Source organism: Agromyces sp. NPDC052230 (assembly GCF_040679595.1).
Classification (GTDB): Bacteria; Actinomycetota; Actinomycetes; order Actinomycetales; family Microbacteriaceae; genus Agromyces.
Genome location: NZ_JBFAVC010000003.1, coordinates 335,844 through 355,670 on the forward strand (window position 1 = coordinate 335,844; position 19,827 = coordinate 355,670).

Below are 19,827 nucleotides of genomic sequence, written 5' to 3' on the forward strand. Positions count from 1 at the left end.
CGGCATCATGCCGCCTCGAGGAACGACGTCAGGAGCCCGAGCATCTCCTCCGGAGCCTGTTCGGCGACCCAATGACCGACACCCGGAATGACGGCGGTTTCGACGTTGATCGCGGCCGGCAAGATGCCGCCTGCCGCCGCCGGACCCCAGCTGTTCTCCCCTCCGATCCCGAGCACCGGGATCGTGAGCTTCTCCTGCTGGCGCTGGCCGTTCTGCTCGAGGGTGGCATCCCATGCCCGGTAGAGCCCGAAGCTGGCACGCAGCGCATCCTTGTTGCGGTTGTACAGATCGACGTAGTACCTGATGACTGGGTTCGGCAGCGTCTGCCCGCCGCCCTGGATCGCGAACTCGTACCGATAGAACTCGTCGGCGTTGCTGCGGACCATGTTGATGATCAGCTCGTCGTCGACGCGGTTGAACGGGATGTGCCAGAGCCGGTTGTTGAGGAACTCGGGAAGGAACAGCGGCGGCGGAGGGTGTTCTTCGTCGACCAGGCCGGGAGGGCCGGGGATCTCCGCGACCACCATCCGCTCCACGCGGTCTCGGTGATCCGCGGCCAGCGCGTACGAGATGATGTAGCCGGTGTCGTGGCCGACCAGGGCGAACCGGTCATGGCCGAGTTCCCCCATCAGCGCGGCGAGGTCGTCGGCGAGGGTCGCGGAATCGTAGCCGTCGGCGGGCGTGTCGGTCAGCCCGATACCGCGCTGGTCGACTGCGACGACGGTGAAGGCCTGGGCCAGCGTCGGCATCAGGAAGCGCCACGCGTACCAGTTCTCCGGCCAGCCGTGCACGAGGAGCAGCGGCGGCCCGTCGCCGCCGATCACGGCGTGCTGGCGGATCCCATTGGCGTGGACGAAACGATCCTCGAACGTGTCGAGGAATCCGTCGGGAAGCTGCGGGGCGTCGACGGCCGAGCCGTACTGGCCACCGTTTCGAGCAGCGGCCGGCGACGCGGCGCCGGCCAGGATCGATATGCCGGTCGCGGCCGCGACGCCGCCGATCAGTCCGCGACGAGAAAGCCCGCCGCGTCCAGCTGACGGGGATGTCTCGTCACCGTTCGTTCCGGCACGTTCGGTGTTCATTGGTGTCTCCCTGCTTCGATTGGCGTGTGTGATCTCGGCGCTCGGCGTAGGGAGAAGACCACCGATGTCGGGTCGGCATGTCGGGAAGGGGCGGCTGGACGGCGCCAAGCCGTCATCGCCCGGCGGATCCGGGCGATGACGCTGCGTCGTCAACGCAGTGGGCGGAATGCGGCCCGCATCTCGGCAGTGAACAGTTCCGGTTCCTCCCAGGCGGCGAAGTGGCCGCCCCGCTCGGCCTCGTTGAAGTAGGCGAGGCCGGGGTAGACCGCCTCCGCCCAGCTGCGCGGCGTGGCCCAGATCTCGCCCGGGAACGTCGTGAACCCGACCGGCACCGTGACGGGGGGCGGCGCCTGGCCGCTCGCCAGGGAGGCGGCCAGCGCTCGCGCGTCCTCCCAGTACGACCGGGCCGCTGAGTCCGCGGTGCCGGTCAGCCAGTAGAGCGTGATGTTGTCGAGGATGCTGTCCCGGGTGAGACCGCCCACGGGATCACCGTCGACGAACGCACGCGAGATCTTGACGTAGCTGTCCGTGTCGTGGTCGAGCAACCATGCCGCCAGCCCGATGGGCGAGTCCAGCAGCGAGTATCCGATCGTCTGCGGCCGCGTGGCCATCTCGAGGAAGTAGCCGAAGCCGTCCTCCTTGAAGGTCGCGAATGCCGCGGCCGCCGCTCGCTCCTGTTCGGATTCCCTCGGCAGGTGATCGCCGATCGCGAGCACCGCCGTGAGGAGGCTCAAGTGGTATCCGGCCAGGCCCTCGACGGCCTGGCGTCCCATCAGGTCCGTGACCAGGGCACCGACATCGCCGCCCTGGCCTACGTACCGGGTGTATCCGAGGCGCCCCATCAACTCCGCCCACGCGCGCGCCGTGCGGGCCGAGTCCCACCCGAGCTCGGTCGGCTCCCCTGAGAAGCCGTACCCCGGCAGCGACGGCAACACGAGGTGGAATGCATCCTCGGCGGTGCCACCGTATGCGGTCGGGTCGGTCAGCGGGCCGACGGTCTCCAGGAGCTCGACCACCGAGCCGGGCCAGCCATGCGTCATGATCAGCGGCAACGCGTTCTCGTGCTGGGAACGCACGTGGATGAAGTGGATGTCCACTCCATCGATCTCGGTGACGAACTGCGGCAACGCGTTCAACCGCGCCTCGCCGCGTCGCCAGTCGTACTCGCCCGCCCAGTACTGGGCCAGCGCCTGCATCGTCGCCGACTGCACTCCCTGCGATCGGTCGGCAACGAGCTCCCGAGTGGGCCAGCGGGTCGCCGCGATGCGCCGTCGCAAGTCGTCGATCGCGTCCTGCGGTACGTCGACGGTGAATGGGCGGAGGGCGGTCGCGTCGCCGGCTTGATCGGCCTCGGGCCTGGGTTCGGTGATGGTCATGACCTGCTCCTTCAGAGATCGTGGCAGCGGATGCCCGCGACTCGAATCTCTCGCGGGACTCGCCGGTGCGCGTCCGTTGGATCCCCCAATCCCGAGAGGATGGGCGAGAGAGATGAGGGGAACCCCTCAAGCCCTTGCGCCGGCCCGACCCGGCCCCAGGTCGGCCTAGGCGAAGCCGTGCCGGAGTGCGTACGCGGTCGCTTCGCTGCGTCGGGCCACGCCGATCTTGCGGTAGAGGCTGGTGATGTGTCGCTCGACCGTGCGGTCGCTGAGCCACATGAGGCCCGCGATCTCCTTGTTGCTCAGGCCCTGGGCGAGCAGCCCGAGCGTCTCGATCTCTCGGCGCGTCAAGTGGAGGAGTGGCGAGCGCGCGTGTGCGGCATCGGCTCGGTCGGAGGGTGCCTTCGGGATCGCGCGCTCGACTTTGGTTCGAACCGCTCCGTATGACGACTCGACGTCGGCGACGAAGTGAGCGGCATCCCGGATGCGACGCGAGATCGACTCGAGCGACGCATGGGTATCGTCGACGAGGGATCGGAGGAGCTCGCTGTGGCGGAGCAGTGCGGCCTCGGCGGCGGACCGTGCCGCGTGCTCGCGGGCGAGGCGACGTGCGGTGTGGATCGCGATCGCCGCCTGGCTCACCGCGACGCGCAGCAGGTGCGTCTCCATCGCCGTCGGGAAGTCGCTGCGTCCGGAGGACACGAGCACCAGGCCGGTCTCCCATGGCAACTCGAGCGGGAGGAGGGTCACCCTGAACACGCCGAGCTCCGGCGCGTCGACCTCGGAAGTCGTCAGACCGGGCGTCCGCGTCTCGCATGCGTCAAGCGCCAGTCCCAGCTCGACAGGTATCCGTGGCCCTGACGGCCGCCAGGACTCGAGCGCCCCGCCGTCTCCCAGCGGGTCGTCGAAGCGCGCGTATGCCCCATCGAGACGGATGACGCTGAACAGCACACTCAACAGGCCCGTGGCGATCTCGATCGGCTCATGATCGACCCACATCGCCGGCAGCGCAAGGAGTGCGCCGAGGTCGCGCAGCCACCGCCGGGAATCCGCGACCGCAGTGTCATCCTGCTCCGGCATCAGAGAATCGCCGGTCAACACTGCATCCACGTCCCCTCCGTTCGCTCAGCGATCCGCCCGCAGGCTGCGCTCCTGCAAGAACTCCGACGGAGGAATGAAGAACGGGTTCTCCTGCAGTACCCCACCGATCAGGACCAGCGGATGCGTGCGGAGGATGTCGATGGTGAAGGCGCCGTCGAACTTCGCAGCGTCGTACGAACAGATGACGACGTGCTCGTGGCGCGCGTGGATGAAGTTCGCTCGTGCCTCGAACTCGATGAGGTGATCGGAGGCGTCGGATCGATCGGCCGCCCAGCCCATGTCGCACCACATCCGGATGCGCGGCGAGTCGTGTCCGACGAGTACCTCGTCGAGCAGCTCCAGCATCGCGGTCTGGTCGAAGCGGCCGCCACGGAGGTACGTCTCGGTCCAGGTGCGCACTTCGGCCTGCCGACGCTCGAGGAGCGATCCCGCGTCGTACCCGAGGTGCCGAAGCCGGTTGACCGGTGCTGCTGACGCCGCCGGGTCGACCAGATACAGCAGCCGGTCGCCTCCATCGATCCCCTCCCTGATGAATGGATCGAGAACGGCATCCGCTTCGCCCTCGTTCACGAAGGCGCACACGTGGCGATATCGATCGAGCACCTCGCCCGCGAACGTGACGGCGCTCGCCGTGGGGCGCTCGTCCGCGGCCATTTCGATCTCCCTCCACCGGTCGGGGGGCCCGGGGGTCGCATCGCGAGCCGTCGGGCGGTTCGGCGCTGTGATCACTGCCACTCGTGAGGAAAACTCAAGCTCTCAGTAGAGCCAACACGATATCAGGGCGCGAGGCGTCGGACGAGGATTAAGGACCGAACGATCAGGTACGGCCTGCGTCGTCCGAGGCGAGGTCACCGCCGCCGGATCTTCTCCATCGAGCCGCGACCATTCCCATGGCCCGTGCAAGCCCTCCCGGCTTGCCCACCCGGCTGCTAGCGTGGCCCGCACTCCGAGTGGCCCGCACTCTGAAAGGATCGCCGATGCCGTCGACCCCGTACCTCTTCCGCCCGCCGCGCAGCACGCCCGAGTCGCGGGGCGGCCGGCCGCCCGAACCGCGCACCGAGCGCGTCGACGGGATGGTCATCGAATGGGATGTCACGGTCGCCACCGAGGCCGGACGCACCGTGATCGCTGACGTCTACCGCCCCGACGGCGGGGCGCCGGCGCCCGTCCTCATCGCCTGGTCGCCGTACGGCAAGCACAACCCCGCCCCGATCGGCGTGATCTATCCCGACAGCGGGGTGCGACCAGAGGACATCGGCCCGAAGACGACGTTCGAGGCCCCCGACCCCGACTACTGGATCCCGCACGGCTATGCGATCGTCGTCGCCGACATCCCGGGCACCTGGCATGCCACCGGGCCGGCGACGTACTGCTCGCCCGAGGAGGCCGAGGACTTCCGGGACTTCATCGAATGGGCGGGAACGCAGGAGTGGAGCAATGGGAAGGTCGGCCTCTCGGGCGTCTCGTACCTCACGGTCTCCCAGTGGCGCGTGGCCGAACTGAACCCGCCTCACCTTGCCGCCATCAATCCGTGGGAGGGGTGGAGCGACACGTATCGCGAGGTGGCCCGGCACGGCGGCATCCCCGAGACCTCGTTCTGGCCGTACATCTGGGAGCGCTGGGGCGCGAGCACCGGCGAGATCGAGGACCTCGAACAGGAGACGACCGCGCATCCGTTCTTCGACGACTTCTGGGAGACCAAGGCGGCCCGGCTCGAACGCATCGAGGTGCCGGCGTGGGTCGTCGGCAGTTGGTCGGACCAGGGACTGCATAGTCGGGGCACCCTCGAGGGCTTCCGGCGCATGGCGTCGCCGCAGAAGTGGCTCGACATCCATGGGCGCAAGAAGTGGGCCGAGTACTACCGTCCCGAGAACGTGGAGCGGCAGCGTCTGTTCTTCGATCGGTTCCTCAAGGGCGTCGACAACGACTGGGAGGACCGCCCGACCGTGTTGTACGAGGTGCGAGAGGCGGACGGGCGGGGTGAGGTCGCCGCGGCGGTTGCCTGGCCCCTCCCCGGGGCGCGATACGCACCGCTGTACCTCGGCGACGACGGAACCCTCGCCGAGACCGCGCCCGATGCGGAGTCGTTCGTCGAGTACGACGGACTCTCGAGCGGCATCGGCGCCCACCGAATGCTGTTCGAGTACACCTTCACGCGGCGCACGGTGCTCGTCGGCCACGCGACCGCCGAACTCAACGTCTCTGCGCCCGATGCCGACGACATGGACCTGTTCGTCGGGTTGTTCAAGCGCGGGACCGACGGCGAGGTGGTGGGGTTCGCGCACTACGCCCAGTTCGAGGACGGCCCGGTCGCGCTCGGATGGCTGCGAGCCTCACATCGGACGCTCGACCCCGAGCGATCCGAGCCGTTCCTGCCGGTGCTCGCGCATCGGCAGGAGTTGCCGCTGGAAGCGGACGGACCGACGCACGTGACGATCGAGATCCTGCCGTCGGGCACGGTCTTCGAGGCGGGCGAGTCGCTCGTCCTGGTGGTGCAGGGCAGGGACATCATGGACCACCCCCAGCTCGTGTACGCCCGCCATCGCGACACCGTGAATCATGGTCGGCAGCGCGTGCACCTCGGGGGCGCCGATCCGTCCCGGGTCGTGCTGCCGTACCTCGACTGAGCGCACTTCCGTCCTGCGAATCTGATGCGAGCCCTCACGTACGGGGCCGAGTGGGCGTAGGTTTGCGTTATATCGCGTGTTTCGACCCGGATGGCGACGCACCGGTGCACGATGTCGAGGGGGCCCACAAGCCCCCGGCCGTGACATCCGCTCACCGCGAAGCGCCGCCTCCGGAACGTGGAGGTGGTCGTCGTGGAGGTGCTCTTGTGGGTGTTCCTCGCATTCCTGTTCATGGTCGTCGTGGCGATGACCACCGCATTCCTCGTCGTGCGAGCGATCATCAGGCGCCTCCGCCGGAGCCGTGCGGTCGGCGGTGCGGTGCTTCGCACCCGTGCTCGCCTGAGTCATGGGGCTCGCGGTCGGGTGCGACGACTTCGCGTGCGGCTGCACGACACGCTCGACAGCGGCCGATCGGCGATCGAGCTCGCCGACGGCGGTGACGGGCCACGTGGTGAGCTCTCGCGGCTCTTCCGCCGCATCCGGCAGGAGGGCGAGGCCCTCGACCGACAGCTCCGGCTGATGGAGAGCGAGACGGATGCCGCGGTGCTGGCCGAAGACCTCCCGGGCGCCGCCGACCGTGTCGAACAGGTCGCAGCTCTCGTCCGTCGCCTGCGCTCGGCCGTCGCCTCTGGACTCGGCGACCTCTCCGACGACAGCCTCACCACGCTGCGCTCCGACGTCGACCGCGAGGTCGCTGCGCTGCACACCGGAGTCGAAGCGCTCCGCGCACTGAACCGACGCGACGCGCTCTTCGAGCCGGCCGCGGCCGGCCGATCGCCTCGACCGTTGGAGAGAAGGGGACCCCGATCATGAGCGACAACACCTCGCGGATGCGAACGATCTTCCGCAGCAAGACATCGAAGGCCCTCAACAAGGTCGAGGATCCTCGTGAACTGCTCGACGACAGCTACGACCAGCAGGTCAAGCTCCTGCAACAGGTGCGCAAGGCCCTCGCTGAGGTCGCCACGGCGAAGAAGCGGATCGACCTGCAGGGTCAGGAGCTCGGTGCGCGCTACCAGCGTCTCGCCCACCAGGCACAGGAGGCACTGGCCGGAGGACGCGAGGACCTGGCGCGAGCCGCCCTCGAGCGTCGCTCCCTGATCGAGCGCCAGGTCGCCCAGCTGCAGGAGCAGTACGCGGGCATGCAGAAGCAGACCGCTCAGCTCGAGGAGCGGGAGCGCCGACTCGCCGAACAGGTGGCCGCGTTCCGCATCGAGAAGGAGACCATCAAGGCCACCTACACCGCGTCGGAGGCGCAGGTGAAGGCGAACGAGGCCGTCGCCGGCATCGGCGCGACGGTGAACGACGTCGGAACCAGCCTCGACCGGGCACGCGACCGCGTCGCCCAGATGCAGGCCCGCGCCGCCGCGACCGACCAGTTGCTCGCCAGCGGCGCGCTCCGCGACCTCACCGCCGCGCCCGACGCCGACATCGAGCAGCAGCTCGCATCGCTCAGTGCCAAGTCCGAAGTGGAGCGGCAGCTGCAGGCGATGAAGGATGCCGCGGGCGGGGCGCCGACCGGCGACTCCGGCCGCCGCGACGACGGCGAGGAGTGGCTCAGTATCGGGCCGGGCTCGCCGACGCCGTAGGAGCACGGAGGCAGTCAGCCCAGGTCGCTCAGGGCGTCGATGAGCTCCCCGACGGTGTGCGCGGAGTTCGACGGATGCCGCAGCGGACGGTCGGGGTGGAGCACGTAGTGGTTGCGCCGTCCGCGTCGCTCGCGCTCGACGTATCCGGTGGCCTCGAGGTCGTTCAGGATCGTGACGGCCGACCTCGTACTGACCCCGACGGCCGAGGCGAGTTGCTCGATCGTGGCATCCGGATTCTTCGCCACCTCCAGGAGCACGTGGGCATGGTGCGTGAGGAACGTCCACTGCGGCATGGGTTCATTGTGGCGTCTCAGCGGCGGCGGGCGCGGCTCTCGGCCAACTCCTCCTCCGTGGCCTCGCGGAACATCGGGGTATCCGGTGCGCTCATCGGTCGCCGGCCCTGCCCACGGGTGGCGATGAGGCTCGCGACGACGGTCACCGCGAGGATGCCGACGATGACGCCGAGCGAGAGGGTCGTCGGGACCTTCCACACGTCGTGGAGGGCCATCTTCGCGCCCACCCAGATGAGGATCGCAGCGAGTCCGATCTTGAGGTAGATGAAGCGGTGCACGAGATCGGCGAGCAGGAAGTACATCGCGCGCAGGCCGAGGATCGCGAACGCGTTCGCCGTGAACACCAGGAACGGCTCGCTCGTGACGGCGAAGATGGCGGGGATCGAATCGACGGCGAAGACGATGTCGGTCACCTCGATGAGCACGAGCACCGCGAGGAGTGGCGTCGCGACGAGGGCACCGCCGACACGCGTGACGAGTTTCTGGCCGTGGTAGACGTCGGTCATCGGAACGAACCGGCGGAACACCCGCAGGACTCGTGAGTTGGCGGGGTCACCGTGATCGTTGCGGTGACGGAGCATCTGGATGCCGGTGACCACCAGCAGCGCGGCGAAGACGTAGAGCACCCACGCGAAGCTCTCGAGCAGGGCCGCGCCGAGCGCGATGAAGATGCCGCGGAAGACGAGCGCGCCGAGGACCCCGAGGAACAGCACCCGGTGCTGGTAGCGCGCCGGAACCCCGAAGCTCGCGAAGATGATCGCCCAGACGAAGACGTTGTCGACGGCGAGCGATTTCTCGATGACGAAGCCCGCGAAGTACTGCTGGCCGAACTCGGCTCCGAACAGGCTCCAGATGATCACGCCGAAGACGAGACCCGAGAGCACCCAGAACACCGACCAACCGGCCGCCTCCCGGAGTCCGATCTCGTGCGCCGAACGATGCGCGACCAGGTCGATGACGAGCATCACGACGATGACGGCGAGCACGGCGAGCCATGCCCAGAGTGGGACGTCCACGATTCTCCTTTCCTTCGCATCAGTGAAGCATGCTTCACGTGTCCAATTGATACGTGAAGTGAACTTCACAGGTAATCGGAAGGAACCCGAAGGGTCTGCACGCCTGCTGCGCTCAGGGCGAGCGCAGATGCGGCACGATCGACGCGAGGGTCGCTTCCACCTCCGGCGCAATCCGAGACGATTGCCGAGGCTCCGGACATCCCCCAGTGAGCGCAAGGAATCGGAGGGGCATGTCGACAGACGACCTCGCCCTGCTCGGCCGGATGGCCCAGGGCGACACGTCCGCGCTGACCGTGCTCTACGAGCGCTACAGCCGGGTCGTCTACGCGCGTGCCTTCTCGACCGTCGAATCGCGCCCCGATGCGGAGGAACTCATGCAGGACGTCTTCCTGCTGCTCTGGAAGAAGCGGCGGAAGGTCGAGATCCACGGGGAGACCGTGCTCCCGTGGCTCCTCGTCTCCGTGCGCTACCTCGGCATGAACCGGCGACGGCACAACACACGACGATCCGCGGACTCGCTGAACGATCGCGGCGAGCTCGCCGGAGGCAGCGACCCCGAACGGATCGTGGCGCATCGACGGTTCATCGAGGTCATCGAGGCATCCATCGCCAAGCTCGGGCCGATCGACCGGGCGATCCTCCAGCTGTGCGTCGTCGAGGGGCTGACGTACAAAGAGGCCGCGGCCCGACTGCAGACGAGTCATGCGGTGATACGCAACCGGCTCGGCCGCGCTCGCGCCGCCGTCCGAGCGGATGCCGCCGCCTACCTGGGGGAGGAGGGGTGATGATCGACGTCGAACCGTCACTGCAGGAGTACGAGGAGCTGGGCCGCCGACTCGTCGCGAGGGCGATGCGGCACGAGCGGGTCAGAACCATCCGCCGGCGGGTCGCCACCGGCGGCGTGATCGGTGCGCTCGCGATCGGCGGCATCGGGGCCGCCTGGGTCGCGCTCGCCGACGCCGCGCTCCGAACCAATGCGGCCTACTGCCACGCCGAGGCCGATGCGTCGTCCCCCTTCGTCACGGTCGGCGCGCCCGACGCCGAGGCGCCCGACGGTTCGCTCCTGCACCGTGGCGTGGACCCGATCGAGCTCTGCACCGCGGTGTGGCGTATCGGTGCCGTCGGCCCGCACGCCACCCAGCCTCCCGTCGACGGGGTGACCTACGACGTGCCCGACCTCACGGCCTGCCTCCGGCTCGACGGCATCGTCGCCGTGTTCCCCGTCGAGGCGGGCCGGCCGGGCGACGCGCTCTGCCGCGAGGTCGGCCTCTCCCCCTGGCGCGAATGACCGGTTCAGCGGTCCGCGAGCGAGCGCGCGACGACATGGACGACATGGGAAAGGGAGGGCGGCCCCCCAGCCTGCCCTCCCTCTCCCGAGGACGGCGTCCCCCCGTCGCCGTTCTCCCCGTCGCGTCACCCGCTAGCGAGCGACCCGCCAGGAATCCGCCCGGTCGTTCATGCTGCCGAGCTGGCTCGCGTTGGACACGTACCCGTAGGCCGAACCGCCGTAGTTCTCGTCGTCGAACACTGCGGTGCGGCAGTTGAGGAAGCTCCGGAACGAGGAGACCCGACCGCTCCAACCGATGGCTCCGAGGCTCGTGTACCCGTAGGCGTAGCTGGAGCATCCCGTGGACACCCCCGTGATGATGGCCGAGCCGCCGCCGTAGTTGATGTTGTCGTACACGATGCTCACGACGTAGGCCGCCTGCGCGACCACGCCCGACCGAGCGTCGGCGGCGCCGTACTCCGCTGCCCGGAACGGCTTGCCACCGATCGTGGTCCCTTCGGGCGCCGCGATCTGCACGCCCTTCTGCCGGAGGACTTCGGCGACGAGATCGGCGCCGGGCTCGACGCACAGGCTCTCCTGGGTGACCCCGTCGACCCAGCAGTGGTTCGTGGTGCCCCGATCCGGCGCGGCGAGTGCCGGGGCTCCCCCGGTCAATGCGAGCCCTGCAGCTGAGACGAGCGCAGTGGTGACGGCAGCGATCCTTCGACGCATTCGACTTCCCTTCCCCGGACGATCTAGCTGGATGAAATCGCACGCACGCGGTCGGATGCAACGATCCGAGCGGAGTTGAGACGCATTGCGCGTGCGGAACATTCGAGATCGAGGGAAGCTGTCGAGCAATGGCCCCGGTCGCCACCGCTCCGGGGATCACCATGATCCTCATTCGGTCGAGGACGATCCGATTCCGGAAACATCCTCGCCATCGGCTCTTCGTAGCGCCCGCAACCTGCTTATCGTGCCTCCACAGCCGTGGTCGAGGCGTCGAAGCCGGGGGGGAACTTCGCCGCTCCGACCGCCGCTGCGTCCCCACCCCCAGCATCATCGGAGACCCGCCATGGGCATGCTCATCTACAACGGTCGGATGTCGCTTCCCGTCGACGATCGAACCCTCGCCCACCTTCAGGCGGTCGTCGTGAACAAGCTCCGTCGACGCGAGAGCTTCGCGTTCACGGCCATGGTCGACCGCTCGGAGGTCGTCTCGTGGATCGGGACGTCGACGCCGCTGGAATTCGTCTATTCGGGCAACCGCCGGCCGCTGCTCAATCGCGCCTGGCTCGAATTGCTCGCCGAGTCGGCCTCGTCGAACCGGGGCCTCGTCATCCTTCCCGAACCGCCGGAGCTGCCGGAGCTGCAGGAGCCGACTGAACAGCGCGACACGGTGGCGGTGCCCGGCGAATCGGTGCCGGTCAGCGTCTGAGGGTGTCCGACGGCCGTTCCCCGAATTCGCGCCGGTACTGGTCGGCGAACCGTGGGAGGTGCGCGAAGCCCCAGCGGCGTGCCACCGCGGCGACCGTCACCTCGCTGCCGCGGGCGAGCAGCTCCGACCGGATGGCGTCGAGCCGGATGCGGCGAAGGTACTGCATCGGGGTCTCACCACGCTCACGCGTGAATGCCGCGTGCAGCCCACGCGTGGAGACGAACGCCGCAGCCGCGACATCCGTCATCGTGATCGGCTCGCCGATGTGCTCGCGCATGAAGTCGATCGCGCGCCGCACCACGACCGAACCCCCTGTCCGGCCCTCGCCGGTCTCGAGCCAGTTCGTCGGGAAGACGTGCAGGAACGCCGTCGCCAGCTGGTGGAAGGTGGCCGTGGCGATCATGGGTTGTGCGAAGAGGTCGGGCGTGGCGTCGATCGAGTTGCGGATGCCGCGCACCGTCATGCTCCAGTAGGCCGCAAGCTCGGGGGAGAGCGGTGCAGTGCCGGATCCGCGGATGCGCAACTCGCCGTTGCCCGTCGCTGCTCGCGCAATGCGCTCCACGGCGCGGTGGTCGAGCGCGACGACCGTCGCGCGGTGCGCCTCCCACCTCGCGTCCATCCCCTCGGCGGGGGCCAGGAACGGGTGGCGGATGTCGACGGCCTCGCGACCGTGCACCCCGTCGAACCGCCCGGCGATGCTGACCACCGTCAACCCGGTCGCGCCCGTGGTCGCCGTCCCGCCGACGTCCCACGCGAGTTCGGCCATCGAGAACCGGTCCGCCTCGGCGACATCGACGCTGACGTGGAAGGTCTCGAGGTCGGCGCGACCGTACCTGATTGCGGGAAACGAGTCGGTGAGGGAGCGCTCGACCGCATCGGGATCACGAAGCGACATCGAGGTGCGTCGCACGCCGCTCATCCGGTCCTCTCCTCCCCCGGCGACCCTGCCGGTCCTCCCGGCTCAGCCGGGAAATCTACCTTACGTAGAATCCGGCACGATGCAACCTCAGTGACGCACAGCGACCGCGCGCGACGCAACCCCCTGTACGTGACGCACGCGAGCACGTGACGATGAGCCGGTCACCCTGTCGCGCGGCATCCGCCGCGGGCCCGAGGAAGGAGACCGGAATATGGTCCAGCGAACGCTCACGAGCCCGACCGAACTGCTGCATTTCCAGTTGCGTACGGCGTTGACGATGGAGAACGACTCCCTGGCCGCCCTCGGCGAGCTGGCGAAGGCCGCGAAGTCACCGGAGATCAAGAAGCTCTTCCGACACCACGCCGAGGAGACGAAGGAGCAGATCGAGAACCTCAGCTCGGTCTTCCGGCTGCTCGAGCTCAAGGAGTCGACGGCGCCATCGCCGAGCACCAAGGGCATCTCGAAGCAGGCCGCGTCGCTCCTCGAGCGGAGTGCCCCGAAGCTCCGCGACCAGGTGGCCGTCGCGAGTGCACTGGGCAACGAGCACTACGAGATCTCGGCGTATCAGGGCCTCATCGCGCCGGCCACGGCGATGGGACTGCCCGATGTCGTGAACCTGCTGCGTGCCAACCTCGATCAGGAGGTGCACACGAGCGAGGAGTTGCAGGCGACCCTGCAGAAGCTCGTCGCGTGAATCGGTGACCGCATGAGATCCGGTCACGTCACAATGGACACATGACGATCAACCCGATCGAACGGGCGCAGATGCTCAAGGCGATGGCCTCGGAGACGACCGAGGCCATCGCCGCGCTCGCCGACAGCGGCGAGGTCACCCCGGGGAGCGCGACGTTCGATGCGGTCGCGAAACTCGCCATCCAGGCGAACGGCATCTCCAACGTGCTCGTCGAGGTGCTGAACGAGCTTCGGGTCCGCGGATGAGCTACGAGATCGTGTGGACGTACGTGGTGGAACCCGGCCGGCGCGAGGCGTTCGAGCAGGCGTACGGGCCCGACGGCGACTGGACGCGACTGTTCCGGCGCGACGAGGGCTTCCTCGAGGTGGTACTGCTCGCCGATGCCGACGAGCCGGGGCGGTACGTCACGATCGACCGCTGGCGGGACGCGGCATCCTTCGACCGCTTCCAGGCGCAGCACGGCGATGCGTACGACGCCCTCGATGATGAGCTTGCGAGCCTGTCGGGGCGGGGCACGAGACTCGGCGGGTTCGAGCGGCGCTGACCGCGGCGGTGCTGCCGTGGCATCCGCTGCACCGTCGTGTCAAGGGGCGGCGGCGGCGCGCGCCTCGTGCGACGCTGACGGCATGGACACCCAGGACGCACCCATCGAAGACGGGCACGACGAGGCGAGCATCGACGACAAGATCGCCGGAGTCGCGGAGCAGATGCGCGGCGACGCCGACGTCGGGCATGTCGACGACCTCCGGTCGATGGCTCGCCAGCGCCTCGAGGAGGCGCACCTGCCCGCCGACGAGTCGACGGTCGACGCCGTCCTGCGGGCCGCCGGCCGCGGTTAGGCCTCAGAACAGCAGCGGCACGAGTTGGATCCCGAATCCGCTCGCGATGAGGCGGTTGCGCCGGTCGTTCGTGAGCTGTGCCACCCAGTCGAAGCGCCCGAGGTCGGCGATCTCCACGAATCCACCTGCACGGCCCCCGGCACCGAGGCCCGCGCGGAGCCCGTCGTAGTACCGCGAGTCGAGCGGCTCGGTGATCACCTCGACGTGCGGCAGCGTCTCCGTCAGCCGACGCACGAGACGATCCTCGAGCGCGGGTCCCCGCGCGTCGACGCGGATGGTGGCGCGCCGCATCGGGAATGAGACGCCGAGCTCTCGCTCGCACGCATCGAACAGCCGGTCGTATACCTGCAGGTGTCGTGCGACCGCCTCGACCTCGAACCCGTCGTCGGGACGACCCCGCCCCGCATCGGCGAGCGCGAGCATCCGGAAGTGCCGGGAGTGGGCGCCGTCGTCGTTCGCCACGGTCTGCGCCCGCAGCGTCTGGTGCACCGTTGCAAGGCGGACCTCCGCCGCCGATGTGTCGAGCAGGCGGCGTGCGCACTCCAGTGCGAGCACATTCGTCGGATCCGACACGACCTCGGAGCCGCGCGTCGTCGTCACCGTCCGATCCTGCGACGTCGGCGCGACCACGGAGTTGACGCCGAGCGGCGCCACCGGCGAGAGGAGCACGGCGTCGTAGCCTTCAGCGGCCTCGAGCGCGAGCCGGTCGAGGGTGTTCACGAGCCGCTGGTCGAGCCCGCTCGGCGCGAGAGTACCGTCGCGACGGTACTGGTCGAGAAGATCGGCTGGGCGCCTGCGGCCGGCCTGCTCGCGGACGAGGCGCAGCAGCTCCCCGCGCGTCCGGCTCGGTGATCCCTCGATGCCGGGCAAGCGTTCAGACCTTCGCGCCCGCCCACTCGAGCAGGCGCTCAGCGGGCCACGTCGTGACGATGCGATCGGCGGGCACGCCGTTCGCCTCGGCTCGGGCGGCCCCCAGCTCGAGGAACGAGAAGTGCCCGGGCGCGTGCGCGTCGCTGTCGATGCTGAAGCGGCATCCGGCCTCGAGCGCGAGCTGGATGAGCTCGTCGGGCGGGTCCTGCCGCTCGGGGCGCGAGTTGATCTCCACGGCGACGTCGTGCTCGGCGCAGGCGGCGAACACCGCTCGCGCGTCGAACGTCGACTGCGGGCGCGTTCCGCGGGAGCCCTCGACGAGACGGCCTGTGCAGTGGCCGAGCACGTTGGTGTGCGGGTCGGCGATGGCCCGGAGCATCCGCTCGGTCATCTCCCGCGACTCCATGCGCAGCTTCGAGTGCACGCTCGCGACGACCACGTCGACCCTGGTGAGCATGTCTGGGGTCTGGTCGAGCGCGCCGTCGAGGAGGATGTCGACCTCGATGCCCGAGAGGATCCGGAGGTCGCCGGCGGCGCCGCCCGCGTTCAGCTCGTCGAGCACGTCGAGTTGCTCGAGCAGCCGCTCAGTGCTGAGCCCGTTCGCGACCCGGAGGCTCGGCGAGTGGTCGGAGAGCACCAGGTACTCGAGCCCCATGAGGTTCGCAGCGCGCGCCATGGTCGCGATGGTGGTGGTGCCGTCGGACCAGTCGGAGTGCGCGTGCAGGTCGCCGCGGAGCCGGCCCCGCAGCCCGTCCGTTCCGGGGGCGACGGCCGGGCCGATTCGGGCGCGCAACTCGACCAGGTAGGCGGGCACCTCGCCGCCGACCGCCTCGGCGATGACCGTGTACGTGGTGTCGCCGATGCCCTTGGTGCGCTTCAGGCGACCGTCGCGCACGCGGGCCGCGAGCTCGTCGGCCGAGTACTCGCCGATGACATCGGCGGCCCGCCGGAACGCCTTCGACTTGAACGATGAGGCGCGATCGCGTTCGAGCAGGAACGCGATCTCCTCGAGCGCGGCCACCGGATCCATCTGCCCATTCTGGCCCGCCCCGGGGCATCCGTCACACGGGATGTTCTCCTGGCGGTCCGGCGAGCACGGTCGGGACGTACTCGAGCAGTTGCAGGCGCCCGTCGAAGAGCCGGTGGTCGACGAGTTCGAGGGCCACGTCGGGATAGCCGTCGTAGATCCGATCCTGGCCGGTGGCGCCGGTGATCACCGGAAACACCACGACCCGGAACCGATCGACCAGGCCCGCCATGAGCAGCGACCGGCACAGCGACACGCTGCCGAGCGTTCGCAGCGGCCGGGTTCCGTCCCGTTTCATTGCCCGCACCGCCTCGATCGCGTCGCCGGAGACGAGCTGGGTGTTGGGCCAGGCCAACGGCTCCTGAACCGTCGAGGAGAACACCACCTTCGGCATCTCCGCGAGCTCCGCCATGCCGGCTTCGTCGGGATACTGCTCGGCGAGCCCCGACATCAGCCGGTAGGTGTTGGCTCCCATCAGGGCGGGATGGTCGCGCTCTGGCGAGTCCGCCAGCCAGCCGAGGTACTCGGGGCCTTCCATGCCCCAGAAGCCAGGCCAGCCTTCGGCAGCACCGAAGCCGTCGAGGGAGGTGATGAAGTCGACCGTGAGTTCAGGCATCGTATGTGCCTCCTGCCGTTTCGAACAACCGGGTTCGGGTGGCAGGCTAACTTGAACATCGATGTTCGACAACCCCAACCCATCGAGAACGCCGCGACGGATGCCGCTACAGCTCGACGACCGTCATCCCCGAGCCGGAGCCGCCCGACGTGCCCATCGCGGCGAGCGCCTCGGGCACCTGGTCGAGCGTGATGCGCCGGCCCACGAGCTCGATCGGACGGAAGTCGCCCGACGCCACCGCGCTGAGCATCGATGGGTACTCGTGGGCGGCCATGCCGTGGCTGCCGAGGATCTCGAGCTCGCCGGCGATGACCGCGTCCATGGGCATCGCGGCCATGGCGCTGTCGCCGAACATCAGCCCGACCTGCACGTGGCGCCCCCGCTTCTTGAGGCTGCGCGCCGAGGCGAGCGCGGTCTCGCCGCTGCCGAACGCGTCGACCGACACGTCGACGCCGCCGCCGGATGCCTCGAGGATGCGCGCGGCCGCCCCCTCGCCCCCGCGCACGGGCACCGCCCCGAGCTTCTCTGCGGCCTCGAGCGCGGCGTCGGAGACATCCACCCCGTAGACGGTCACCCCTGCGGCCACGGCGATCATGATGGCCGAGAGGCCGACCCCGCCGCATCCGTGCACCGCGATCTGCTCGCCGGGAGCGAGTCGGCTGCGCGACACGATCGCCCGGTAGGCGGTGGCGAAGCGGCATCCGAGCGATGCGGCCTCGACGAAGCCGAGCCCCTCAGGGAGCCGGATGAGGTTGAGCGCCGCCTCGTCGATGACGACGTACTCGGCGAACGAGCCCCAGTGCGTGAAGCCCGGCTGCGACTGCGCGTCGCACACCTGCTCGTTGCCCGACCGGCATTCGGGGCAGCGGCCGCAGGCGCAGATGAACGGCGCCGTCACGCGGTCGCCGACGCTCCACCCTGCCTCCTCGGGCACCTCGCGTCCGACTTCGGCGATCTCACCGGCGAACTCATGGCCCGGCACGTGCGGCAGCGCGACGCTCTCGTCGTGGCCCATCCAGGCGTGCCAGTCGCTTCGGCACACGCCCGTGGCACGGACGCGGATGACGGCGCCGCGCGGGGGACACGCGGGCATGGGCACCTCCGCGAGCACCGGCGCCTTGCCGAATTCGGTGAAGAGAACGGCACGCACAGGGGTCCTCCGGTTCGGGGTCGATCCTTCGACGAGCTCAGGACATCGCGGATGTCGCGAAAGCCGAACTCCCCCGTGACCGGTCGTCTGCGACATCCGCGAGCCTACCCGCCTGCGAGGGCGTGCGAGCCCGCTCTGCCGGTGTCGTCGAGATTGTGTAACAATATCGCATGCGATTCGTGACGGCCGTGCTGCTCGCCTCGGTGTGCTTCGGCACCACGGGCACGGCGCAGGCCCTCGGCCCCGACGCGAGTGCCGCGTCGGTCGGGGCGGCGCGCATCCTCATCGGCGGCGGCGCGCTCGGACTCGTCGCGCTCGCCATCTACGTCGCCGGGCGTCGGCGCGGTGCGATCGGGACATCCGCCGCCTCGACGCCCGGCGCCGGCTCGTCGGCCGTCGGATCGTCGGCCGTCGGATTGCGGCATCCGCTGCCCTCATGGCTCATCGTCGGCATCGGCGCGGCGGGCGTGCTCGGTTATCAGCCCGCCTTCTTCGCGGGGACCGCGGCCAACGGCGTCGCGGTCGGCACGGTCGTGGCGCTCGGGTCGGCACCGGTGCTCACCGGCGGACTCGACTGGGTGCTGCGCCGCCGCTACCCGGGTCACCGGTGGCTCGTCGCCACCGGAATCGCGACCGCGGGCGTCGGCCTTCTCGCGGCAGCCACCGATCCGGGCCAGGCGGCCATCGATCCGCTCGGGCTCCTCGCCTCCCTCGGTGCGGGCACCTCGTACGCCGTCTACACGCTCGCGGCGAAGGCGCTCCTCGACCGCGGCTGGACGCCCACGGGCAGCATGGGCGCGCTCTTCGGCGGTGCAGCCATCGTGAGCCTGCCGCTGCTCGCGACCACGGATGCCGCATGGCTCGCGACCGGGCCGGGCCTCGCCATGGCGCTCTGGCTCGGCCTCGTCACGACGACGCTCGCCTACCTGCTGTTCGGGGCGGGACTGCGCGGACTCGCGCCGGCGACGGTGTCGACACTCACGCTCGCCGAACCGCTGACCGCCGGGATCCTCGGCGTCGCGGTGCTCGGGGAGACGCTCGGCGTCGGCGCCGTGGCGGGTCTGCTCGTGCTGGCGACCGGCATCACGGTGCTCGCAATCGGGGGCCTGCGGCGAACGCCTCGGCCGGTGCTCGCCTGACCGGCCCGGCCCGGCCCGGCCGGGTCGGAGCGGAGATCGGGGGCCCAGCGGATGTCGGGGGCCGTCGGTAACGTGCCTCTATGGACGTCATCCTCATCCCCGGATTCTGGCTCGACGCCTCCTCGTGGCAGGAGGTGACACCGCTCCTCGAGCAGGCCGGCCATCGCGTGCACCCGCTGACGCTGCCGGGCCTCGAGTCGGCCGGCGCCGACCGGTCGGGCATCGGCCTCCGCGATCACATCGACGCGGTCGTGCGCGTCGTCGACGGCTTCTCGGGCTCGGTCGTGCTCGTGGGTCACTCGGGCGGCGGTGCCATCGCGCACGGCGTCGCCGATGCACGGCCCGACCGCATCGCGCGGGTCGTCTACGTCGACGCCGGGCCGCTCGCCGAAGGCGACTCGATCAACGACGAGTTGCCCGTGGTCGACGGCGAGATCCCGCTTCCCGACTGGTCGGAGTTCGAGGAGGCCGATCTCGTCGACCTCGACGACGGTCTCCGGGCGGCCTTCCGGGCCCGCGCCATCCCCGAGCCGAAGGGTGTCGCGTACGACGGCATCGAGCTCCGCGACGATCGGCGCTACGACGTGCCGATCACGATCATCGCCTGCGAGTTCCCGAGCGCCGCGCTCACCGAGTGGATCGCGGCCGGCTCACCGTTCACCCGCGAATTGGCCAAGATGAAGCACGTCGACTACGTCGACCTGCCCACCGGCCACTGGCCGCAGTTCACGAAGCCCGTGCAGCTCGGGCAGGCGATCGTCGCCGCGATCTCCTGACCGCGGGC

General features: G+C 69.5%; 24 protein-coding genes. 12 read left to right on the forward strand and 12 right to left on the reverse strand.

What is annotated here, in order from left to right; translation table 11 throughout:
* Positions 1-5: 5 nt before the first annotated feature.
* The 4 genes from AB0K73_RS09390 to AB0K73_RS09405 all read right to left on the reverse strand — a co-directional run bounded on the left by AB0K73_RS09390 (position 6) and on the right by AB0K73_RS09405 (position 4,213).
* Positions 6-1,082: an alpha/beta hydrolase gene (locus tag AB0K73_RS09390; RefSeq protein WP_360517413.1), complete on the reverse strand. Its 1,077-nt coding sequence runs from the start codon at positions 1,080-1,082 to the stop codon at positions 6-8.
* A 149-nt stretch (positions 1,083-1,231) separates the two neighbouring features.
* Positions 1,232-2,458 (reverse strand): epoxide hydrolase N-terminal domain-containing protein, encoded by a 1,227-nt coding sequence (locus tag AB0K73_RS09395; RefSeq protein WP_360517416.1) that lies wholly within the window; start codon positions 2,456-2,458, stop codon positions 1,232-1,234.
* A 165-nt stretch (positions 2,459-2,623) separates the two neighbouring features.
* A complete protein-coding gene (locus tag AB0K73_RS09400) occupies positions 2,624-3,538 on the reverse strand; it encodes a helix-turn-helix transcriptional regulator (RefSeq protein ID WP_360517419.1) in 915 nt (304 codons plus the stop codon).
* A gap of 45 nt (positions 3,539-3,583) precedes the next feature.
* The gene (locus AB0K73_RS09405) at positions 3,584-4,213 is read right to left on the reverse strand and encodes an MEDS domain-containing protein (protein ID WP_360517422.1); all 630 of its coding nucleotides are present in this window, start codon (positions 4,211-4,213) and stop codon (positions 3,584-3,586) included.
* A gap of 323 nt (positions 4,214-4,536) precedes the next feature.
* Here AB0K73_RS09405 and AB0K73_RS09410 point away from each other — a divergent pair, with 323 nt between their 5' ends.
* From AB0K73_RS09410 to AB0K73_RS09420, 3 genes are all read left to right on the forward strand, one after another.
* Positions 4,537-6,186, forward strand: a complete 1,650-nt coding sequence (locus tag AB0K73_RS09410) for a CocE/NonD family hydrolase (RefSeq protein ID WP_360517425.1) — start codon at positions 4,537-4,539, stop codon at positions 6,184-6,186.
* Between the two features lie 192 nt (positions 6,187-6,378).
* Positions 6,379-6,999, forward strand: coding sequence for a hypothetical protein (locus tag AB0K73_RS09415; protein WP_360517428.1), 621 nt, complete (start codon positions 6,379-6,381; stop codon positions 6,997-6,999).
* The gene (locus AB0K73_RS09420) at positions 6,996-7,775 is read left to right on the forward strand and encodes a PspA/IM30 family protein (RefSeq protein ID WP_360517431.1); all 780 of its coding nucleotides are present in this window, start codon (positions 6,996-6,998) and stop codon (positions 7,773-7,775) included. Before AB0K73_RS09415 ends, AB0K73_RS09420 begins: the two co-directional genes overlap by 4 nt.
* Before the next feature lie 14 nt (positions 7,776-7,789).
* Here the strand turns inward: AB0K73_RS09420 and AB0K73_RS09425 are convergent, their stop codons facing one another.
* A complete protein-coding gene (locus tag AB0K73_RS09425) occupies positions 7,790-8,068 on the reverse strand; it encodes a helix-turn-helix domain-containing protein (RefSeq protein ID WP_360517434.1) in 279 nt (92 codons plus the stop codon).
* A 17-nt stretch (positions 8,069-8,085) separates the two neighbouring features.
* A complete protein-coding gene (locus AB0K73_RS09430; RefSeq protein ID WP_360517437.1) occupies positions 8,086-9,084 on the reverse strand; it encodes a TerC family protein in 999 nt (332 codons plus the stop codon).
* A 230-nt stretch (positions 9,085-9,314) separates the two neighbouring features.
* On the opposite strand from AB0K73_RS09430, the gene AB0K73_RS09435 reads away from it, so the two are divergent.
* Positions 9,315-9,869 carry a sigma-70 family RNA polymerase sigma factor gene (locus AB0K73_RS09435; protein WP_360517440.1) on the forward strand — a complete coding sequence of 185 codons (555 nt, stop codon included), beginning with the start codon at positions 9,315-9,317 and terminating at the stop codon, positions 9,867-9,869.
* A complete protein-coding gene (locus tag AB0K73_RS09440) occupies positions 9,869-10,372 on the forward strand; it encodes a hypothetical protein (RefSeq protein WP_360517443.1) in 504 nt (167 codons plus the stop codon). Before AB0K73_RS09435 ends, AB0K73_RS09440 begins: the two co-directional genes overlap by 1 nt.
* A gap of 132 nt (positions 10,373-10,504) precedes the next feature.
* Here the strand turns inward: AB0K73_RS09440 and AB0K73_RS09445 are convergent, their stop codons facing one another.
* Entirely contained in the window at positions 10,505-11,083 is a 579-nt protein-coding gene (locus tag AB0K73_RS09445; RefSeq protein WP_360517446.1) for a hypothetical protein, read from the reverse strand.
* Positions 11,084-11,426: 343 nt separating this feature from the next.
* On the opposite strand from AB0K73_RS09445, the gene AB0K73_RS09450 reads away from it, so the two are divergent.
* Positions 11,427-11,789: an ATP-dependent DNA ligase gene (locus tag AB0K73_RS09450; protein WP_360517449.1), complete on the forward strand. Its 363-nt coding sequence runs from the start codon at positions 11,427-11,429 to the stop codon at positions 11,787-11,789.
* Here the strand turns inward: AB0K73_RS09450 and AB0K73_RS09455 are convergent.
* Positions 11,779-12,708, reverse strand: a complete 930-nt coding sequence (locus AB0K73_RS09455) for a helix-turn-helix domain-containing protein (protein ID WP_360517452.1) — start codon at positions 12,706-12,708, stop codon at positions 11,779-11,781. The genes AB0K73_RS09450 and AB0K73_RS09455 overlap by 11 nt on opposite strands.
* Before the next feature lie 211 nt (positions 12,709-12,919).
* Here AB0K73_RS09455 and AB0K73_RS09460 point away from each other — a divergent pair, with 211 nt between their 5' ends.
* The 4 genes from AB0K73_RS09460 to AB0K73_RS09475 all read left to right on the forward strand — a co-directional run bounded on the left by AB0K73_RS09460 (position 12,920) and on the right by AB0K73_RS09475 (position 14,241).
* Entirely contained in the window at positions 12,920-13,402 is a 483-nt protein-coding gene (locus AB0K73_RS09460; protein WP_360517455.1) for a DUF892 family protein, read from the forward strand.
* Between the two features lie 41 nt (positions 13,403-13,443).
* Positions 13,444-13,647 (forward strand): hypothetical protein, encoded by a 204-nt coding sequence (locus AB0K73_RS09465; RefSeq protein ID WP_360517458.1) that lies wholly within the window; start codon positions 13,444-13,446, stop codon positions 13,645-13,647.
* Positions 13,644-13,946, forward strand: a complete 303-nt coding sequence (locus AB0K73_RS09470; RefSeq protein WP_360517461.1) for an antibiotic biosynthesis monooxygenase family protein — start codon at positions 13,644-13,646, stop codon at positions 13,944-13,946. The genes AB0K73_RS09465 and AB0K73_RS09470 overlap by 4 nt, the downstream gene beginning before the upstream one ends.
* Before the next feature lie 82 nt (positions 13,947-14,028).
* Positions 14,029-14,241 carry a hypothetical protein gene (locus AB0K73_RS09475; protein WP_360517464.1) on the forward strand — a complete coding sequence of 71 codons (213 nt, stop codon included), beginning with the start codon at positions 14,029-14,031 and terminating at the stop codon, positions 14,239-14,241.
* Positions 14,242-14,244: 3 nt separating this feature from the next.
* Here the strand turns inward: AB0K73_RS09475 and AB0K73_RS09480 are convergent, their stop codons facing one another.
* The 4 genes from AB0K73_RS09480 to AB0K73_RS09495 all read right to left on the reverse strand — a co-directional run bounded on the left by AB0K73_RS09480 (position 14,245) and on the right by AB0K73_RS09495 (position 17,904).
* Positions 14,245-15,111 carry a hypothetical protein gene (locus AB0K73_RS09480; protein WP_360517467.1) on the reverse strand — a complete coding sequence of 289 codons (867 nt, stop codon included), beginning with the start codon at positions 15,109-15,111 and terminating at the stop codon, positions 14,245-14,247.
* Between the two features lie 4 nt (positions 15,112-15,115).
* Positions 15,116-16,141 carry a PHP domain-containing protein gene (locus tag AB0K73_RS09485; protein WP_360517470.1) on the reverse strand — a complete coding sequence of 342 codons (1,026 nt, stop codon included), beginning with the start codon at positions 16,139-16,141 and terminating at the stop codon, positions 15,116-15,118.
* A gap of 31 nt (positions 16,142-16,172) precedes the next feature.
* Positions 16,173-16,754, reverse strand: a complete 582-nt coding sequence (locus AB0K73_RS09490; RefSeq protein WP_360517473.1) for a dihydrofolate reductase family protein — start codon at positions 16,752-16,754, stop codon at positions 16,173-16,175.
* Positions 16,755-16,860: 106 nt separating this feature from the next.
* Positions 16,861-17,904: a zinc-dependent alcohol dehydrogenase family protein gene (locus AB0K73_RS09495; protein ID WP_360517476.1), complete on the reverse strand. Its 1,044-nt coding sequence runs from the start codon at positions 17,902-17,904 to the stop codon at positions 16,861-16,863.
* A 170-nt stretch (positions 17,905-18,074) separates the two neighbouring features.
* On the opposite strand from AB0K73_RS09495, the gene AB0K73_RS09500 reads away from it, so the two are divergent.
* Both AB0K73_RS09500 and AB0K73_RS09505 read left to right on the forward strand, forming a co-directional pair.
* Positions 18,075-19,043 carry an EamA family transporter gene (locus AB0K73_RS09500; RefSeq protein WP_360517479.1) on the forward strand — a complete coding sequence of 323 codons (969 nt, stop codon included), beginning with the start codon at positions 18,075-18,077 and terminating at the stop codon, positions 19,041-19,043.
* An 80-nt stretch (positions 19,044-19,123) separates the two neighbouring features.
* Positions 19,124-19,819 carry an alpha/beta hydrolase gene (locus AB0K73_RS09505; RefSeq protein ID WP_360517482.1) on the forward strand — a complete coding sequence of 232 codons (696 nt, stop codon included), beginning with the start codon at positions 19,124-19,126 and terminating at the stop codon, positions 19,817-19,819.
* Positions 19,820-19,827: the final 8 nt, after the last annotated feature.

Bases quoted from the DNA above. Each gene is read 5' to 3' on its own strand.
- AB0K73_RS09405 (WP_360517422.1), bottom strand. From the start codon at position 4,213: ATGGCCGCGGACGAGCGCCCCACGGCGAGCGCCGTCACGTTCGCGGGC.
- AB0K73_RS09475 (WP_360517464.1), top strand. From the start codon at position 14,029: ATGGACACCCAGGACGCACCCATCGAAGACGGGCACGACGAGGCGAGC.
- AB0K73_RS09410 (WP_360517425.1), top strand. From the start codon at position 4,537: ATGCCGTCGACCCCGTACCTCTTCCGCCCGCCGCGCAGCACGCCCGAG.
- AB0K73_RS09505 (WP_360517482.1), top strand. From the start codon at position 19,124: ATGGACGTCATCCTCATCCCCGGATTCTGGCTCGACGCCTCCTCGTGG.
- AB0K73_RS09455 (WP_360517452.1), bottom strand. From the start codon at position 12,708: ATGAGCGGCGTGCGACGCACCTCGATGTCGCTTCGTGATCCCGATGCG.
- AB0K73_RS09465 (WP_360517458.1), top strand. From the start codon at position 13,444: ATGACGATCAACCCGATCGAACGGGCGCAGATGCTCAAGGCGATGGCC.
- AB0K73_RS09445 (WP_360517446.1), bottom strand. From the start codon at position 11,083: ATGCGTCGAAGGATCGCTGCCGTCACCACTGCGCTCGTCTCAGCTGCA.
- AB0K73_RS09485 (WP_360517470.1), bottom strand. From the start codon at position 16,141: ATGGATCCGGTGGCCGCGCTCGAGGAGATCGCGTTCCTGCTCGAACGC.
- AB0K73_RS09440 (WP_360517443.1), top strand. From the start codon at position 9,869: ATGATCGACGTCGAACCGTCACTGCAGGAGTACGAGGAGCTGGGCCGC.
- AB0K73_RS09470 (WP_360517461.1), top strand. From the start codon at position 13,644: ATGAGCTACGAGATCGTGTGGACGTACGTGGTGGAACCCGGCCGGCGC.
- AB0K73_RS09395 (WP_360517416.1), bottom strand. From the start codon at position 2,458: ATGACCATCACCGAACCCAGGCCCGAGGCCGATCAAGCCGGCGACGCG.
- AB0K73_RS09500 (WP_360517479.1), top strand. From the start codon at position 18,075: ATGCGATTCGTGACGGCCGTGCTGCTCGCCTCGGTGTGCTTCGGCACC.
- AB0K73_RS09400 (WP_360517419.1), bottom strand. From the start codon at position 3,538: ATGCCGGAGCAGGATGACACTGCGGTCGCGGATTCCCGGCGGTGGCTG.
- AB0K73_RS09450 (WP_360517449.1), top strand. From the start codon at position 11,427: ATGGGCATGCTCATCTACAACGGTCGGATGTCGCTTCCCGTCGACGAT.
- AB0K73_RS09425 (WP_360517434.1), bottom strand. From the start codon at position 8,068: ATGCCGCAGTGGACGTTCCTCACGCACCATGCCCACGTGCTCCTGGAG.
- AB0K73_RS09460 (WP_360517455.1), top strand. From the start codon at position 12,920: ATGGTCCAGCGAACGCTCACGAGCCCGACCGAACTGCTGCATTTCCAG.
- AB0K73_RS09490 (WP_360517473.1), bottom strand. From the start codon at position 16,754: ATGCCTGAACTCACGGTCGACTTCATCACCTCCCTCGACGGCTTCGGT.
- AB0K73_RS09420 (WP_360517431.1), top strand. From the start codon at position 6,996: ATGAGCGACAACACCTCGCGGATGCGAACGATCTTCCGCAGCAAGACA.
- AB0K73_RS09390 (WP_360517413.1), bottom strand. From the start codon at position 1,082: ATGAACACCGAACGTGCCGGAACGAACGGTGACGAGACATCCCCGTCA.
- AB0K73_RS09435 (WP_360517440.1), top strand. From the start codon at position 9,315: ATGTCGACAGACGACCTCGCCCTGCTCGGCCGGATGGCCCAGGGCGAC.